At 42.5% G+C, this 16,305-nt stretch carries 20 protein-coding genes; 16 read left to right on the forward strand and 4 right to left on the reverse strand.

What is annotated here, in order from left to right; genetic code table 11:
* The first annotated feature begins 61 nt into the window (after positions 1-61).
* The 14 genes from A8F95_RS01810 (at position 62) to A8F95_RS01870 (ending at position 12,336) form a co-directional block, all read left to right on the forward strand.
* Positions 62-250, forward strand: a complete 189-nt coding sequence (locus A8F95_RS01810; RefSeq protein ID WP_049663342.1) for a hypothetical protein — start codon at positions 62-64, stop codon at positions 248-250.
* Positions 251-290: 40 nt separating this feature from the next.
* The gene (locus A8F95_RS21990) at positions 291-479 is read left to right on the forward strand and encodes a hypothetical protein (RefSeq protein ID WP_141676207.1); all 189 of its coding nucleotides are present in this window, start codon (positions 291-293) and stop codon (positions 477-479) included.
* Between the two features lie 286 nt (positions 480-765).
* On the forward strand, positions 766-1,845 hold the full coding sequence (locus A8F95_RS01815) for an AI-2E family transporter (protein ID WP_065408974.1): 1,080 nt from the start codon (positions 766-768) through the stop codon (positions 1,843-1,845).
* A 335-nt stretch (positions 1,846-2,180) separates the two neighbouring features.
* Positions 2,181-4,814, forward strand: a complete 2,634-nt coding sequence (gene alaS / locus A8F95_RS01820; protein WP_065408975.1) for an alanine--tRNA ligase — start codon at positions 2,181-2,183, stop codon at positions 4,812-4,814.
* Between the two features lie 82 nt (positions 4,815-4,896).
* On the forward strand, positions 4,897-5,163 hold the full coding sequence (locus tag A8F95_RS01825) for an IreB family regulatory phosphoprotein (protein ID WP_041097404.1): 267 nt from the start codon (positions 4,897-4,899) through the stop codon (positions 5,161-5,163).
* 6 nt (positions 5,164-5,169) lie between these two features.
* Positions 5,170-5,586: a Holliday junction resolvase RuvX gene (gene ruvX, locus A8F95_RS01830; protein WP_049663337.1), complete on the forward strand. Its 417-nt coding sequence runs from the start codon at positions 5,170-5,172 to the stop codon at positions 5,584-5,586.
* A 4-nt stretch (positions 5,587-5,590) separates the two neighbouring features.
* The gene (locus A8F95_RS01835) at positions 5,591-5,887 is read left to right on the forward strand and encodes a DUF1292 domain-containing protein (RefSeq protein ID WP_259455581.1); all 297 of its coding nucleotides are present in this window, start codon (positions 5,591-5,593) and stop codon (positions 5,885-5,887) included.
* 126 nt (positions 5,888-6,013) lie between these two features.
* Positions 6,014-7,132: an endolytic transglycosylase MltG gene (mltG, locus tag A8F95_RS01840; RefSeq protein WP_065408976.1), complete on the forward strand. Its 1,119-nt coding sequence runs from the start codon at positions 6,014-6,016 to the stop codon at positions 7,130-7,132.
* A gap of 236 nt (positions 7,133-7,368) precedes the next feature.
* Positions 7,369-8,013 carry an O-methyltransferase gene (locus A8F95_RS01845; RefSeq protein ID WP_065409430.1) on the forward strand — a complete coding sequence of 215 codons (645 nt, stop codon included), beginning with the start codon at positions 7,369-7,371 and terminating at the stop codon, positions 8,011-8,013.
* 1 nt (position 8,014) lies between these two features.
* Complete coding sequence (locus A8F95_RS01850) at positions 8,015-8,944, forward strand: peptidase U32 family protein (protein ID WP_065408977.1); 930 nt, start codon at positions 8,015-8,017, stop codon at positions 8,942-8,944.
* A 16-nt stretch (positions 8,945-8,960) separates the two neighbouring features.
* On the forward strand, positions 8,961-10,235 hold the full coding sequence (locus A8F95_RS01855) for a peptidase U32 family protein (RefSeq protein WP_065408978.1): 1,275 nt from the start codon (positions 8,961-8,963) through the stop codon (positions 10,233-10,235).
* Positions 10,236-10,240: 5 nt separating this feature from the next.
* Positions 10,241-10,876, forward strand: coding sequence for a uridine kinase (gene udk / locus A8F95_RS01860; protein ID WP_049663324.1), 636 nt, complete (start codon positions 10,241-10,243; stop codon positions 10,874-10,876).
* 206 nt (positions 10,877-11,082) lie between these two features.
* Entirely contained in the window at positions 11,083-11,553 is a 471-nt protein-coding gene (greA, locus tag A8F95_RS01865; protein WP_049666626.1) for a transcription elongation factor GreA, read from the forward strand.
* Between the two features lie 120 nt (positions 11,554-11,673).
* Positions 11,674-12,336 carry a YrrS family protein gene (locus A8F95_RS01870; RefSeq protein ID WP_065408979.1) on the forward strand — a complete coding sequence of 221 codons (663 nt, stop codon included), beginning with the start codon at positions 11,674-11,676 and terminating at the stop codon, positions 12,334-12,336.
* Positions 12,337-12,370: 34 nt separating this feature from the next.
* Here the strand turns inward: A8F95_RS01870 and A8F95_RS01875 are convergent, their stop codons facing one another.
* Complete coding sequence (locus A8F95_RS01875; RefSeq protein WP_065408980.1) at positions 12,371-12,574, reverse strand: DUF2536 family protein; 204 nt, start codon at positions 12,572-12,574, stop codon at positions 12,371-12,373.
* A gap of 129 nt (positions 12,575-12,703) precedes the next feature.
* On the opposite strand from A8F95_RS01875, the gene mtnN reads away from it, so the two are divergent.
* The gene (gene mtnN / locus A8F95_RS01880; RefSeq protein ID WP_065408981.1) at positions 12,704-13,405 is read left to right on the forward strand and encodes a 5'-methylthioadenosine/S-adenosylhomocysteine nucleosidase; all 702 of its coding nucleotides are present in this window, start codon (positions 12,704-12,706) and stop codon (positions 13,403-13,405) included.
* Between the two features lie 342 nt (positions 13,406-13,747).
* Here the strand turns inward: mtnN and sigK are convergent, their stop codons facing one another.
* Both sigK and pssA read right to left on the reverse strand, forming a co-directional pair.
* Positions 13,748-14,458 carry an RNA polymerase sporulation sigma factor SigK gene (sigK, locus tag A8F95_RS01885; RefSeq protein WP_049663314.1) on the reverse strand — a complete coding sequence of 237 codons (711 nt, stop codon included), beginning with the start codon at positions 14,456-14,458 and terminating at the stop codon, positions 13,748-13,750.
* Positions 14,459-14,647: 189 nt separating this feature from the next.
* Positions 14,648-15,187, reverse strand: a complete 540-nt coding sequence (gene pssA, locus A8F95_RS01890) for a CDP-diacylglycerol--serine O-phosphatidyltransferase (RefSeq protein WP_049663313.1) — start codon at positions 15,185-15,187, stop codon at positions 14,648-14,650.
* Between the two features lie 121 nt (positions 15,188-15,308).
* Between pssA and A8F95_RS01895 the strand changes: the two genes are divergently transcribed.
* Positions 15,309-16,088 carry a phosphatidylserine decarboxylase gene (locus A8F95_RS01895; protein WP_065408982.1) on the forward strand — a complete coding sequence of 260 codons (780 nt, stop codon included), beginning with the start codon at positions 15,309-15,311 and terminating at the stop codon, positions 16,086-16,088.
* Positions 16,089-16,118: 30 nt separating this feature from the next.
* Here the strand turns inward: A8F95_RS01895 and sda are convergent, their stop codons facing one another.
* A complete protein-coding gene (sda, locus tag A8F95_RS01900; RefSeq protein ID WP_065408983.1) occupies positions 16,119-16,256 on the reverse strand; it encodes a sporulation histidine kinase inhibitor Sda in 138 nt (45 codons plus the stop codon).
* Positions 16,257-16,305 lie beyond the last annotated feature (49 nt).

Here is a 16,305-nt window from a genome sequence, read left to right on the forward strand (position 1 = left end):
AAATAAAGGCTAAGCCGGGCACCCTGTTTGCCAAAAGCAAAAAGCGTGCGAGGTGACGCCCATGATAACATGTCCAAATTGCCAAAGCAAAGAACTCGGAAAAATTGGCACAACTCAATACTATTGCTGGAACTGCTTTATCGAACTTTCCATCGAAGAAAACATCATCTCCGTCCACCAAGTCGAAGAAGATGGCTCCCTAAGCTCCTTAAACGACCTATTCGAAGAAGAAAAAAGAAGAATGGGGTAACAAAGAAAAGCGGAAGCGGCCGGATGAGCCCGATAGGAGGTTGGAGGGCTTAACAGGAGTCATTCTTCAGACTCCGACAGAGAGATCGAAACCGCCGTATGGGCTGGCCGCTAGAGCTGGACAAAAGAAAAGCGGAAGGCGCTTGTTAGCGCGCTGGCAGATTGGAGCTCTTGACGAGAAGTCGTTTTTTAGACTTCGACAGAGAGAGCGAAATCAGTGTACGCGCTAGCGCCTGCAGCTGGACAAAAAGAAACAACGGCTAAAGGCACCTGCAATAAACGAAAAAAGCTTGTAGAGAAATTTTCTCGGCAAGCTTTTTTGTATGGATCATAACAAGTGATGGTTCTTCCATCATACGCAATTGGAAGCAATTTGCTGTAAAGACCCTCTTCTATTTTTCAGCCGGACATTGATTTCATTTAAATATAGAATGTATTCTATTCGAGACCGTGCATAAATCATCCTCTTCTAGCCGCAAACTAAGCAAAATAGTTTATTAAAGGGTGTCGGATCCGATGGAGAGTAGGTTGAAGTTAAAGTGGCTGTATTTGGCAGCTGCCGCGCTTTTCACATTGTTAACCGTGTATGTGATCTATTTATTAAATCCCGTCATTAGTCCGCTATTTCATGGGATTATGATCAGTCTGATGCCATTTTTATTAGGCGGGTTTATCGCGTATTTGCTGCATCCGCTAGTAGAGAAAATGGTGGAGCAGGGGGTTTCTAGAACGATGGCGATCTTGCTGATTTATATATTGTTTTTCGGCATAATCGGTATTTGTTTATTTAGGGGAGTGCCACTATTTATTCATCAGCTGAGAGAATTATCACAAAGTGCTCCCGAGATTTCAAGAATGTATGAAAAGCAAATCGTTGCCCTTGAAGCGGAAACATTGACTTGGCCAGATGGTATACAAGAAAAGATTCATAATCGTATTGTTGGTTTTGAGCGATGGCTTTCAGGGCTTGTCGAAGCTTTTATGAATGTATTGATGAAAATGGTCAATTTTCTCCTGCTGCTGGCCGTTGTGCCTTTTATCTCGTTTTATTTACTAAAAGATATTCATCGGGTAAAGAAGGCCGCCTGGACCTTTACGCCAAAAAAGTGGCGGACGAGGGCATTGCGTTTTGTTAGGGAATTAGACAGCTCGCTTGGGGGATATATAAGGGGACAGCTATTCGTTTGCTTAGTGATCGGGACAGTAGCTGCTTTGTTATTTACGTTTATTGGTCTTAAATACGCCATTTTACTTGGTTTAATCATTGGCATCACAAATGTAATCCCTTATTTTGGCCCGATCATTGGAGCGGTGCCCGCTGTTTTTGTTGCGTTGACGATGTCTGGACAAATGGCTCTTTATACAGCGATTATCGTACTGATTTTACAATTTATCGAGGGGAATGTTCTATCTCCATGGATTGTGGGAAAAAGCGTACATTTGCATCCTTTATTTATTATCGGAGCCCTCTTGCTTGGGGGGGAGGCAGGAGGTGTGCTTGGGTTAATTGTCGCTGTACCCGTTCTCATTATCTTCAAGGCCGCTTTTATGGCGGAAAGGCGTGTAAAGGTTCGTCTTCAAAAAGCCCCGCGTTGACAAATTGGTATGAAATTTTTTATAATTCGATATATCATAACAAATGTAAATCAATGATGGATCGAGTATGTTATAGTCCACCTAAGTGCCAAGCACGTCAGAGAGGGGTTTCCATGGCTGGAAGAAATCCTAGGTGAAGGGTAACGGAAAGCTAGTCCGGAGAGCAGCTAATCCCTGCCGTTTGCCGCGTTAAGGTATTTGAGAGATGAACTGGCATAGTTGGTTCATAATCAGGGTGGTACCGCGAAAAGCTTCGTCCCTGTCCGGGGAACGGGGCTTTTTTGTTGTCTTTAAATAGCACACCCATTTCAATTATGAATATAGGAGGAATTAAAATGAAAAATTTGACTGGGGCTCAAATTCGTCAGATGTTTCTGGAGTTCTTTCAGGAGAAAAATCACCGGGTTGAGCCAAGTGCTCCGCTCGTGCCTCATGATGATCCGACCTTGTTGTGGATCAACAGCGGTGTAGCCACATTGAAAAAATATTTTGATGGCCGGGTTATTCCGGAAAATCCGCGAATCGTGAATGCCCAAAAGTCGATCCGCACAAATGACATTGAAAACGTCGGAAAAACCGCTCGCCATCATACCTTTTTTGAAATGCTTGGTAACTTTTCAATTGGTGAGTACTTTAAAAAAGAAGCTATTCATTGGGCATGGGAGTTTTTAACCGATGAAAAATGGATGGCGCTTGAACCAGAAAAGCTGTCTGTCACCATTCATCCAGAGGACGATGAAGCCTTCGCCATTTGGCATGAGGAAATTGGAGTGCCGGAAGAGCGGATTATCCGATTAGAGGGGAATTTCTGGGACATTGGTGAAGGACCAAGCGGACCGAATACGGAAATCTTCTATGACCGCGGCGAGTCATACGGAAATGATGAAAATGATCCGGAGCTTTATCCAGGGGGGGAAAACGAGCGTTATTTAGAAATTTGGAACCTCGTATTTTCTCAATTTAACCATAACCCTGATGGCACGTATACACCGCTTCCAAAGAAAAATATTGATACCGGAATGGGACTTGAGCGGATGACATCCGTTATGCAGGAAGTGCCGACAAACTTTGATACGGATTTATTTATGCCGATCATTGAAGCAACAGAAGCGATTTCTGGTGAAAAATACCGTAAAGATCAGGAAAAGGACGTAGCTTTTAAAGTAATTGCTGACCATATTCGTACAGTTGCTTTTGCGATTGGGGACGGGGCACTTCCATCTAATGAAGGGCGCGGCTATGTACTACGCCGTTTACTGCGGCGCGCTGTTCGTTATGCAAAGCAAATTAACATTAACCGCCCATTCATGTTTGAGCTTGTCCCTGTTGTCGGTGAGATCATGCATGATTTTTATCCCGAGGTGAAGAACAAACAAGAGTTTATTCAGCGCGTCATTAAAAATGAAGAAGAACGTTTCCATGAAACGCTGCATGAAGGATTAGCGATTTTATCAGCGGTCATCCAAGCAGCTAAGAACAATGGATCGAATGTCATTGCTGGCGCTGATGTATTCCGGTTATACGACACGTATGGCTTCCCTGTTGAGTTAACGGAAGAATATGCCGAAGAAGAAGGCATGAGAGTAGACCATGAAGGTTTTGAAAGAGAAATGGAGAACCAGCGTGAGCGTGCTCGGGCAGCTCGTCAGGATGTAGGCTCTATGCAAGTTCAAGGCGGAGTGCTAGGTGACATCACAGTGGAGAGTGAATTTACGGGCTACGATGAATTAACGGCTGAGGCAACGGTAGAAGTAATCATTGCTAATGGCAAAATCGTAGAGAAAGCACAAGCCGGAGAAGCTGTTCAGCTCATCTTAAGCCGGACTCCTTTCTACGCAGAAAGCGGTGGACAAACAGCTGATAAAGGAATCATCGAAGGGGACGGCGTACGTGCTGCTGTTCAAGATGTCCAAAAAGCGCCAAACGGCCAAAATATTCAACATGCTATCATCGAAAGCGGCACATTGACAACCGGTCAAAAAGTGACGGCGCGTGTGGATGCTGCTTCCCGTAACAAAATTATTAAAAATCATACGGCGACTCACTTATTACATCAAGCGTTAAAGGATGTATTAGGAACGCATGTAAACCAAGCGGGGTCACTCGTTGAACCAGATCGTCTTCGTTTTGACTTCTCTCATTTTGGACAAGTAACACCTGAAGAACTAGAGAAAGTAGAAGAAATCGTTAATGAAAAAATCTGGCATAGCCTCCCAGTTGGCATTGCTCATAAATCCATTGATGAAGCGAAAAAAATGGGAGCAATGGCCTTGTTCGGAGAGAAGTACGGAGATATTGTCCGTGTTGTTTCTGTCGGCGACTACAGCTTAGAGTTGTGCGGCGGCTGCCACGTGCCAGATACATCGGTGATTGGATTATTTAAGATTGTGTCTGAAAGCGGTATTGGTGCCGGAACACGCCGTATTGAAGCAGTTACGGGCGAAGCTGCATACAAATTCTTAAATAGCCAAACAGCTCTTTTGAAGGAAGCGGCTCATAAATTAAAAGCTAATCCAAAGGACATTTTGGCAAAAGTGGACAGTCTGCAGGCAGAATTAAAAGAATTACAACGCGAAAATGAATCACTTTCCCAAAAATTGTCCAATATAGAAGCAGGTAGTCTTCTTGATCGCGTACAAGAAGAGAATGGAGTCAAATTCCTCGCAGCTCGTGTACAAGCGACAGATATGAATAATTTGCGCTCTATGACAGATGAATTAAAGCAAAAGCTTGATTCTGGCGTTATTGTACTGGCTGCAGCTACAGGAGACAAAGTCAATATTGTAGCTGCTGTTACAAAGGATTTAGTGGAAAAAGGGTATCACGCTGGCAAGCTTGTCAAAGAGGTTGCTACACGCTGTGGCGGCGGTGGCGGCGGACGTCCTGATATGGCGCAAGCGGGAGGAAAAGACCCTAAGAAAATAGAAGAAGCACTCAATTTTGTGGCAGAGTGGATTAAATCCGTTTGATTCCTTGAAAATTTATTGTACAATGGAAATAACTTGTACAAGAGGGAGTTTTCACTTTCAAGCCTAAAGCGAGGTGCTATTAATGAGCTCTTTTGATCAAACGATGAAATTTAATTTTCCGGAGGAACCGTTTGAGCAGAACGTAGAAGAGGTACTGTTTAAAGTGTACAAGGCTCTTCAGGAAAAAGGGTATAATCCGATTAACCAAATTGTTGGTTATTTGCTTTCCGGCGATCCTGCATATATCCCGCGACATAATGATGCCCGTAATTTGATTCGCAAGCTCGAGCGTGACGAAATTATCGAAGAACTGGTGAAGACATATTTAAAACAGCAGCGAGAGGAATAAGCCTTTATGAGAGTTATGGGGTTGGATGTCGGTTCAAAAACAATCGGTGTTGCCATCAGCGATGAATTGGGCTGGACCGCGCAGGGCGTGGAAACGATTCAGATCGATGAAGAAAAGTTTAATTTTGGTTTGAGGCGCATTGAAAGCTTATGCAAAGAATACGGAATTGAGAAGTTCGTTGTCGGGCTGCCTAAGAATATGAATAATACAATTGGCCCGCGCGGCGAGGCTTCTAAGGCTTTTGCCAAAAAATTAGAAGACCGCTTTTCGCTGCCAGTTGTCCTCTGGGACGAACGGCTAACAACAATGGCAGCGGAAAGAGTATTGCTAGAAGCAGACATGAGCCGAAAAAAACGCAAGAAAGTAATCGATAAGATGGCTGCTGTGATGATTTTACAAGGCTTCTTAGACAGCCAAAAATAATGAGGTGAAGAAAATGGATCACGGAGAAAAACAAATTACAATTATTGACGAAAACGGTAACGAACAATTATGCGAAGTACTTTTCACTTTCGATTCTGATGAGTTTGAAAAGTCTTACGTGCTTTACTTCCCTGTAGGAGCAGAAGAAGATGACAACGAAGAAATTGAAATTCACGCTTCTGCCTTCATTCCTGGTGAAGATGGGGAAGACGGCGAGCTTCAGCCAATTGAATCTGATGAAGAATGGGAATTAATTGAAGAGATGTTGAATACATTTCTTGATGAGGAAGAAGAAGAATAAAAATAAAATCAGAAAAAAGACCGGGGCGCTGCTCCCGGTCTTTTTTCAATTCTATCTTTTCTTATAAGATGTAGTATAATAAAACAAGTGAAGAAAGGCTCGTTATTTGTTGAAAGGAGTAAGTGTATGTCGAAAAAGTCATATGTCGGGCCGTCTGGAAGAAAGAGGCGGTTAAAAAGAGCTATTTTTTTTGCCGTTATTTCATTCCTGCTGATCATTGGGGGAATAGCAGCAGGCGGTTATTTTTTCATTCAATCTGCCCTGGAGCCTGTTAATAAATCAGATAACACTCCTGTGCAGGTTAATATCCCAATTGGGTCCAGCTTATCGGTTATTGCCGAGAAGCTAGAGAAAAAAGGAATTGTCAAAAATGCGGAAGTGTTTAAATACTATGTGAAATACAAAGGCGAAGATAACTTGCAGGCAGGGGAATACTCCTTCACGCCAAGCATGACAATGGATGAGTTGATTAAGAGCTTGAAAACAGGCAAAGTCATTGGGCAAGGTCAAGTGAAAATCACGATTCCAGAAGGCTATCAATTGACACAGATTGCGGCAGTGATCGGAAAAGAGACGGGGCGGCCGGCAAGTGAAGTCTTAAAGGTAATGAATGATCGAGTGTTTATTAAGGAAATGATGCAAACGTATCCGGAGCTGCTTACAGAGGAAGTGTTCGCTAAGAACATTCGATATCCGCTGGAGGGATATTTATACCCTGCTACTTACCATTACGGGGATAAAAAGAAACCAGTAAGGGAAATCGTAGAAGATATGCTTGAGAAAACAGATCATGTGCTCGCCCAGTACCGAACGTCCATGGCAGCAAAGCAAATGACGACGCACAAGCTGCTTACACTTTCTTCCCTTATAGAAGAAGAGGCCACGGCAAAAGCGGACCGCCATAAAATTTCCAGTGTATTTTATAATCGCCTAGCAGCCGGTATGCCTCTACAAACAGACCCGACGGTGCTTTATGCGCTTGGTAAGCACAAGAAACGCGTTCTCTATGAAGATTTAAAAGTAAACTCGCCTTATAATACCTATAAAGTAAAAGGGTTAACGCCTGGACCAATCGGAAACAGCGGTGTTTCCTCGATGGAGGCAGCTTTAAATCCTGAAAAGACGGATTACCTTTATTTCCTCGCTTCTCCAGCCGGGGATGTCTATTATGCCAAAACTTTAGAAGAACACAGCAAACTAAAGGAAAAGTACATCACAAGCCATTACGAGAAACAAAAGCAATAGATGGAAGGATCGCTTTTCTCGCGCTATTGTGATAAAATAATTCAAGTATTTTTGACGAAGAAAAATGAATAAGACAGAATAAAGCAGAAAGCTGGCAGGCTTTCTTCTTTTTCTTGTTTATGGGCATCTATTGTACCGGAGCCATGAAAGCTGGCCCGATAAAAAGGAAAAAGGCAGTTCTGGGGCTTATCGGAGTCTTTTGTTTGTCATCAAGCCTTTTTGAAAAGGAGAGTATTATGGACGATATTATCCATCATTATATAGAGTCATTGATTAAAAGCCGGGAACCGCTGTTCGCTGAAATGGAAGCTTTTGCCCAGGAACATGGGGTGCCAATTATGGAACCGACTGGGATAGAGGCGATGCTTCAAATCATGCGGATCCAGCAGCCGAAGCGGATACTGGAAATTGGTACTGCAATCGGATATTCTGCTTTGCGCATGGCTGCAGCCCTTCCAGAGACGACCATTGTGACCATTGAGCGTGATGAAGAGCGTTATCGGCAGGCGATTGACTATATTCAGGCTTCAAAAGTCGGCGGGCGGGTAGAGGTCTTGTTTGGTGATGCTCTTGAATTAGTAGCTGAAGCCGGCGGAAAAGGTCCCTATGATGCTATTTTTATCGATGCAGCGAAAGGGCAGTATACGAAGTTTTTTGAAGGGTACTCCGCTTTTTTGGCGCCGGAAGGGACCGTGTATACAGACAACGTTTTATTTAAAGGCTATGTTGCTGGTATCCCGGCTGAATCGAAGCGCATCATTAATTTAGTAAAAAAAATTCAATCTTACAATGAATGGCTGATGAGCCATCCGGATTTCGACACAGCTATATTTCCAGTCGGGGATGGTTTAGCTGTCAGCCGTAAAAGAGGGGGAAACTAAAGTGAAAAAACCAGAACTACTCGTTACTCCGCATAGCGTAGATTCCATTGAGCCCCTTATAGCAACGGGAGCGGACGCGTTTGTCTTAGGAGAGCAGCGCTATGGCCTGCGTCTTGCCGGAGAATTTAACAGAGAAGATATGAAGCACGCGATTGGGAAAGCCCATGCAAAAGGAAAAAAAGTATACGTTGCCGTTAATGCTATTTTTCATAATGACATCGCTAACGAGCTGGATGATTATATTGCTTTTGTTAAAGAGGCTGGAGCGGATGCCATTATTTTTGGAGACCCGGCTGTATTAATGGCTGTTCGTGCTGTAGCTCCTGATATGCCGCTGCACTGGAACACCGAAACAACGGCAACCAATTATTTTACTTGCAACTATTGGGGGCAACGCGGAGCCGTAAGAGCTGTTCTTGCTCGTGAGTTAAGTATGGATGAAGTCATTGAAGTGAAAGAAAATGCTGAAGTGGCAATTGAAGTACAAGTGCATGGCATGACATGTATGTTTCAATCCAAACGGCCGCTTTTAGGTCATTATTTTGAATATCAAGGAAAAGTAATGGAAATTGAAAATCGCAAAGAAGCAAAGAATATGCTGCTTTATGATAAAGAACGTGATAATAAGTATCCGATTTTTGAAGATCAGAATGGCACCCATATTATGAGTCCAAATGATATCTGTATTATTGATGAACTTGCCGAAATGATAGAAGCAGGCATTGATAGTTTTAAAATTGACGGTGTCCTTCATTCACCAGAATATTTGCTTGAAGTAACGAAGCTTTACCGGCAGGCTATTGACCTATGTGTAGAAAACCTAGAAGAATACGAAGAAGTAAAAGAGGAGCTGCTGGAGAAAATCGAAGAGCTGCAGCCCGCACACCGTCCATTAGATACAGGCTTCTTCTTCAAAGAAACAGTTTATTAAAAAGGGAGGAACAATCGTGAGTACGGTTATAAATGATACAATTGCAACCGTTATAGACGGCAAGCGAGTCATCGTGAAAAAGCCTGAATTGCTAGCACCGGCAGGAACACTTGAAAAATTAAAAATTGCTATTCATTATGGAGCCGATGCCGTGTATATCGGCGGCCAAGAATATGGGCTTCGGTCCAATGCCGGCAATTTTACGCTGGAGGAAATGAAAGAAGGGGTAGAATTTGCCCGGAAATATGGAGCAAAAGTATATGTAACAACTAATATTTATGCTCATAATGAAAATATCGACGGCTTGGAAGACTATTTACGTGGACTTCAGGAAGCGGGTGTTACCGGGATTATTGTAGCAGACCCGCTTATCATCGAAACGTGCCGTCGTGTTGCTCCAAAAGTAGAAGTACACCTCAGTACACAGCAATCCTTATCTAACTGGCGCGCCGTTCAGTATTGGAAAGAGGAAGGATTGCACCGTGTTGTCCTAGCCCGGGAAACAACAAGTGAAGAAATGCGCGAAATGAAAGAGAAAGTCGATATTGAAATTGAGACATTTATCCATGGAGCGATGTGTATTGCTTATTCAGGCCGTTGTGTGCTGAGCAACCATATGACTGCCCGTGATTCAAATCGGGGAGGCTGCTGTCAGTCATGCCGATGGGATTATGATCTTTACTCTTTAGACGAAGGCAACGAACAAGCATTGTTTGCGGAAAACGATTCTCCTTTTGCGATGAGCCCTAAAGATTTAAAACTTGTTGAATCGATTCCGAAATTAATTGAATTAGGAATTGACAGCTTAAAAATTGAAGGCCGCATGAAGTCTATTCATTATATTGCGACCGTTGTTAGTGTCTATCGCAAAGTGATTGACACGTACTGTGCAGATCCGGAGAACTTCCAAATTAAGCAAGAGTGGTTAGAGGAGCTTGAGAAGTGTGCGAACCGCCCAGCAGCTCCAGCTTTCTTTGAAGGCACGCCTGGAATGGAAGAACAGCTATTTGGCGTTCATGGAAAAAAAGCCTCTCACGACTTCGCTGGTCTTGTTCTTGACTATGATAAAGACACAGGAATGGTTACTTTGCAACAGCGTAACTTTTTCCGCCCGGGAGATGAAGTCGAGTTTTTCGGTCCAGAAATTGAGAACTTTACACAGACGGTAGAAGCGATATGGGATGAAAAAGGAAATGAGTTGGATGCAGCTCGTCATCCGCTGCAAATTGTCCGTTTTAAAACAGAAAAACCAGTGTATCCAAATAACATGATGCGAAAGGGGCTTGAATAAAGTTCATGGACCAAAAGCCAGTTGTTATCGGTGTTGCCGGCGGCTCAGGTTCCGGTAAAACGAGCGTTACGAAGTCAATTGCCGAGCATTTTAAAGGACATTCTGTTATGGTCATTGAGCAGGACTATTATTATAAAGACCAAAGCCATTTGCCATTTGAAGAACGGCTGAAAACGAATTATGATCATCCGCTTGCTTTTGATAATGACCTGCTCATCCACCATATTGAAAAGCTGCAGCAGTACGAGGCGGTTGAGAAACCGGTGTATGATTATGCTCGTCATACCCGCTCAGCTGAGACGATTCGCATGGAACCGAAAGACGTCATTATACTTGAAGGTATTCTCGTGTTAGAGGATGAGCGCCTGCGTAATTTAATGGATATCAAACTGTTCGTAGATACCGATGCAGACTTGCGCATTATCCGCCGCATGATCCGTGACATTAAAGAACGGGGCCGTACGTTTGAATCGGTTGTCGATCAATATTTAAATGTGGTCCGGCCGATGCATAATCAATTTATCGAACCGACAAAGCGTTATGCTGACATTATCATTCCAGAAGGCGGCCAAAATCACGTGGCCATCGATCTGATGGTAACAAAAATTCAAACGGTTCTTGAACAAAAAGCCATTTTATAGTATCTTTTTATGAAACAGACATAATCTTTAAAAAACAAAGGCTGTCTCAATCATTGGAGCGGGCTTGTGGCGCGCTCATATATAGGGGAAAACGCTTTCTCTATATATGAATGCGGCAAAAGTGGCTTCAAATGAGGCAGCCTGCTCATGTTTATTTGTTTTCCTTCACCAAGGAAGGCAGCGAGATGAAAAGGAGTGGAAGGGACTTGTCAACAGAAAAAGTATACCCAATGACTAAAGAGGGGAAAGAAAAGCTAGAACAGGAACTAGAATATTTAAAAACGGTTAAACGTAAGGAGGTCGTAGAAAGAATTAAAATCGCCCGCAGTTTTGGTGATTTATCAGAGAACTCCGAGTACGATTCGGCAAAGGAAGAACAAGCCTTTGTTGAAGGACGAATTGGGACAATCGAAGCGATGATTCGCAATGCAGAAATCATTGAAGAAGATCACAGTAATGTTGTTTCTTTAGGAAAAACAGTTGTATTTGTTGAACTGCCGGATGGAGAAGAAGAAACGTATACAATTGTAGGAAGCGCAGAAGCTGACCCATTCGAAGGAAAGATTTCAAATGATTCTCCGATCGCCAAAAGTCTGCTTGGCAAAGAAGTCGGCGATGAAGTCATCGTACAGACACCTGGCGGAGAAATGAAAGTGAAAATCGTCTCAATTAAATAATGAATGCCAAAAAGCGTTAAAGGCAGTAGGCCTTTAGCGCTTTTTTCGATTAAAATAGCTTCATGTTCCAGGAGAGTCATGATAAAATGTGAATGATGCCAAAGAGAGAGGAGTCGTAACATGGCACAGCCATCACGTACACAGAGAAAATCTAAACGAAGAAAAACAAATCGAATTTTAAATACTGCCATTGCGGTTGTTGTCCTTTTAATTGTTGTCGTTGCTTTCACTATTTTTTCTGGCGGTGAAAAGGAAGAAGTGACACCAGCGCCAAAGTCGAAAACAGAGTCGCAACAGTCTGCAGCTAACGAACAAGACGACCAGTCATCTAACGTAAGCGACGAAGATCAAAATGCAACTGATGAAAATGCGAACGATGAAGAGAAAGACGATGATGAAAAGAAGGATGACGAGCAGAAGCAGGATGATCAAGGTGAAGCCGTCGAAAAAGACAGCGATGAGCCGAATGTAGAAAAAGAAATTGTCAATCCGAATTGGACAGGCGTCGGCACTTCACAGTCTGGTCAGCATACTTCTTCTTTTGACAGCGGTTCAGTAGACTGGCAAGAGAAAAAGCAAGCTTTATCTTATGCAACAGGTATTTCTCAAGAAGAGATGATTGTTTGGTACATTAGCGGAGATGGTCCTAAAGGGGCAATTGGAACGGTTTCTCCGAAAAGTGACCCGAACAATGCCTACCGTGTATACATCAATTGGGTAGACGGCGAAGGCTGGAAGCCGGTAAAGGTGTACAAGCTAGAGCATAACGATAAAGGGCGGTAAGCCGGAAGAGACCTACCTTGGTAGGTCTCTCTTTTTATTTAGCTTTAAAGTGTACAACGGCTGAGAAGTGCTTATGTCCGTCAGCATCGATTTGCATTTGGTGGGAAACAGAACGGACACTGAGCAAGATAGCTCGGTTTTGCTCAATTTTCTCAGCAATCTTTTTTTCGAGAGAAGCTAGGTTATTAGCTTCAAAAAATTCAATTTTATCTTCAATTAAGTCAAGTTGAAACTGCATGGTCTTTCCCCCTTTAAATTGCAATAATTTCTTTCTTATGTATACAAGATAAAAGGGAAAAGAAGCAAGCGATTCTACTGAAAAAATGCTAAAATGAGACAGGTAAGTGGAAAGAACGGAGGAATAAACATGAAAATAGCAATTATTGGAGCAATGGAAGAAGAAGTAGTCATTTTGCGTGAACAAATGGACAACCGAAAAGTGGAAACAATCGCTAATAGTGAGTTTACGACTGGAACATTGAATGGAGCAGAAGTCATCCTGCTGCGCTCTGGTATCGGAAAGGTGAACGCTGCGATGACTACGGCTATTTTATTACATCATTTTCAACCAGATGCAGTCATTAATACTGGTTCAGCAGGTGGATTAAATTCTGAACTTAACGTTGGAGATGTTGTTATTTCTACAGAGGTACGCCATCATGATGTGGACGTGACAGCATTTGGTTACGAATATGGCCAAGTGCCGCAGCTGCCTGCCGCTTTTACAGCCGATGAAAAGCTTGTTGACATCGCTGTAGGCTGTGCAGCCAAAGGTGGAGAGGAGCAAGTAGTCAAAGGATTAATTGCGACGGGAGATGCATTTATGAGCGATCCAGAGCGTGTGCTGGCCGTAGGAAAGAAATTTGCAGGACTGCAGGCCGTTGAAATGGAAGCAGCGGCTATCGCTCAAGTCGCTTATCAATTCGGCATTCCATTTGTTGTCATTCGTTCAATCTCGGATATCGCTGGCAAGGAATCGGATGTTTCATTCGAACAATTTTTGCCGAAAGCAGCCCGCCATTCCGCTAACCTTGTTGTAGGCATTGTTAACGAATTATCCCGTCAGTGAATTGTGAATAATTTGTGAAAAACGTGCTACAACTTATTCCTTTTGTGGTACATTAATAGCAAATAGCTTTTTTAGGTATGTAAGGAGTGAAGAAGAATGGTCATGATGATTATGGGGTTGCTGCTTGCTACAATTATGGGGATTTTAGTATCCATAACAATTGATTGAAACAGAAAAGCGCCAGGAGCTAGACAAAAAGGAACGGCGGCTAAAGACGCGACATCGTGTCACAACGCCCTCACTAGCACATCATGTGCGTCGAAGCGGAAAGCGCTCAGTTTTAATAGGTCTTTTCCTATTTATAAAAAACCGGCTCCTAATGAGGAGCCGGTTTTTTAGTCTCTAGTGACCCCTTCCTTTTTCTTCACGGTAGAATTCATGGAACATTTTCATCAGCGCCCGCTTTTCGATGCGTGATACATAGCTGCGAGAAATGCCCAGCTCTTTTGCGATTTCCCTTTGTGTTTTCTCTTCGTTTTGATTTAATCCGAACCGGGCAATAATGACCTCTTGTTCACGTTCGTCAAGTACCCGCAAAAATTTCAGGACTTTTTTTAACTCGATCGTTAATAGGATATGTTCAAGCACATCTTCATCTTCTGATTTTAGTATATCGAGCAGGTTAATTTCATTTCCTTCCTTATCATGGCCGATCGGATCTTGAAGCGATACGTCTTTTTTTGTTTTTTTCAAGGCACGTAAATGCATCAAAATTTCATTTTCAATACACCGCGCGGCATATGTAGCTAACTTTGTGCCTTTTCCGCCTGAATAGCTTTCTATCCCTTTGATCAAACCAATCGTTCCGATTGAAATTAAGTCTTCAGAATCCTCTCCGGTGTTTTCAAACTTTTTAACAATATGCGCCACCAGCCGAAGATTGTGCTCGATCAACTTGTTGCGGGCCTCTGCGTCGCCTTTTGCCATTTTCTCTAGGTACATCTTTTCTTCTTTTGGAGATAAAGGTTGGGGGAAGGCATTGTTTTTTACATAAGATACGAAAAAAAATAATTCTTTTACCGCATAGGACAAAGCAGCAAGAATGCCGAGCATGAAACCTCCTCCTTTATAAATCCGCTGTTGTCCTAAGTGTATGAGAGGAGCGTGATGGATTTGCCTGTCCTTTGTAATTTAAAGAAGAAACTTGCTCTTGGACAAAAAGACCGTAAGAGGAAACGGCTGCAAGGAGAAAAATATCATGAAGAGAATGAAAAAACATCCTGGGGCTTTCCAGGATGTTTTTTACACTTTTTTCAATTTAAATGGACTGACCATTAATAAAGACAAACACATAATAATAACCATAAATGAAGGCATTGGTAGGTATGGGATTGCTAAGTAGCTGAGCGTTAATAAACATCCTGCGGCTGTAATCGGAAGACCATGAAAATAGCCATTGTTCTCAGAGATATTAAAGCGCGCTAGACGGAAAGCACCGCATCCAATATAAAAGACCGTGAAAAAAGAACCGGGAAAGCCAAACTCAGATAAAATACCTATATAAAGTAATAAGGCAGGAGCAACGCCAAAAGAAATAATATCGCACATGGAATCCAACTGTTTACCAAGCTCAGATTCAATATTTAATTTGCGAGCGACCATTCCATCAAAACGGTCAGCCAAAGCTGCGACGAAAATAAGAAGCAAACCAAGATGATATTGTGCATGCAGCGTCATTAGGATAGAAAAGCCACCTAAGGCTAGGTTACCTAACGTGAGCACATTGGCTGTCTGGGCTTTGACCTTTTTTATAGTGGTATCTATCACTTGAGAAATAAACAAATTTACACTCTCCTCGAATTTAGCAGGAATCTGCCGATAGTTTATTATATAATAATATTTTAATGATGATCTATTATACCATAAAGTGGTTAGTATTTTTTAAATTTTTGGAGGTTGAATTGTGCAACGGCATCTATATCGCTTTTTTATTGAGTTAACAAATAAAAGATGGTCTTCGCGACTACTTGAACGATACACAAGCTCTTCTTTGAGCAAGCCGATGATTCGTCCTTTCATGAAAGCTTACCGGATCAATGAGGAGGAAATGGCTCACCCGGTAGAGGAATACCAAACGCTTCACGACTTCTTCATGCGCAAGCTCCTGCCAGAAGCAAGAACCATTGAGTATGGAAACAATCATGTGATCAGTCCAGTAGATGCGAGACTGGCCGAAACGGGAACGATTACTAATGGTTATGAGATCACAGTAAAAGGGAAACCATACTCGGTTGCTGAAATGCTCGGCAGCAACGAAAAAGCGGCACATTACGAGAAAGGCACATTTCTTGTTTTTTACTTGAGTCCAAGCCATTATCATAGGATTCATAGTCCGGTTGATGGTGAGATCATTGAAAAATGGACGCTTGGCCGGTACTCTTATCCTGTCAATCACTACGGGCTAAAATATGGGAGAGAACCGCTTGCCAAGAATTATAGAGAAATTACCGAGCTGTCATGGGGAACTGGAAAGATGGCTGTAGTGAAAGTAGGGGCCATGTTTGTAAATTCGATTGAGCGCTCTCACGACCGATTAGTTTGGAAACAAGGGGAAGAAGTGGCTTATTTTAATTTTGGATCTACAGTTGTTCTTTTATTCGAGCCAGGCACCTTCATGTTAAATGAACAATTAGATGTGCCCTGTGAAGTAAAGGTCGGTGAAAGGGTCGGTACACTCATATAAAAAAAGCACTGCTTCAGCAAGTGCTTTTTATTAGTGTGCGTGTACTTGATAGTAAAGAGCTCTCTTTTTTAATTCATCTTCAATTAACAAGATAAAGTCACGGCTAAGGTCTAATTTACGTGCTTTCGTATAAGCTTCTAAAAGCAAATCATCTGAAATGCGGTTCATTCCTCATTCACCTCCGAAAAATAAGTGGTCTATAATAGGTGAAATCGCA

Source organism: Pseudobacillus wudalianchiensis, from assembly GCF_001685015.1.
GTDB lineage: Bacteria > Bacillota > Bacilli > Bacillales > Domibacillaceae > Pseudobacillus > Pseudobacillus wudalianchiensis.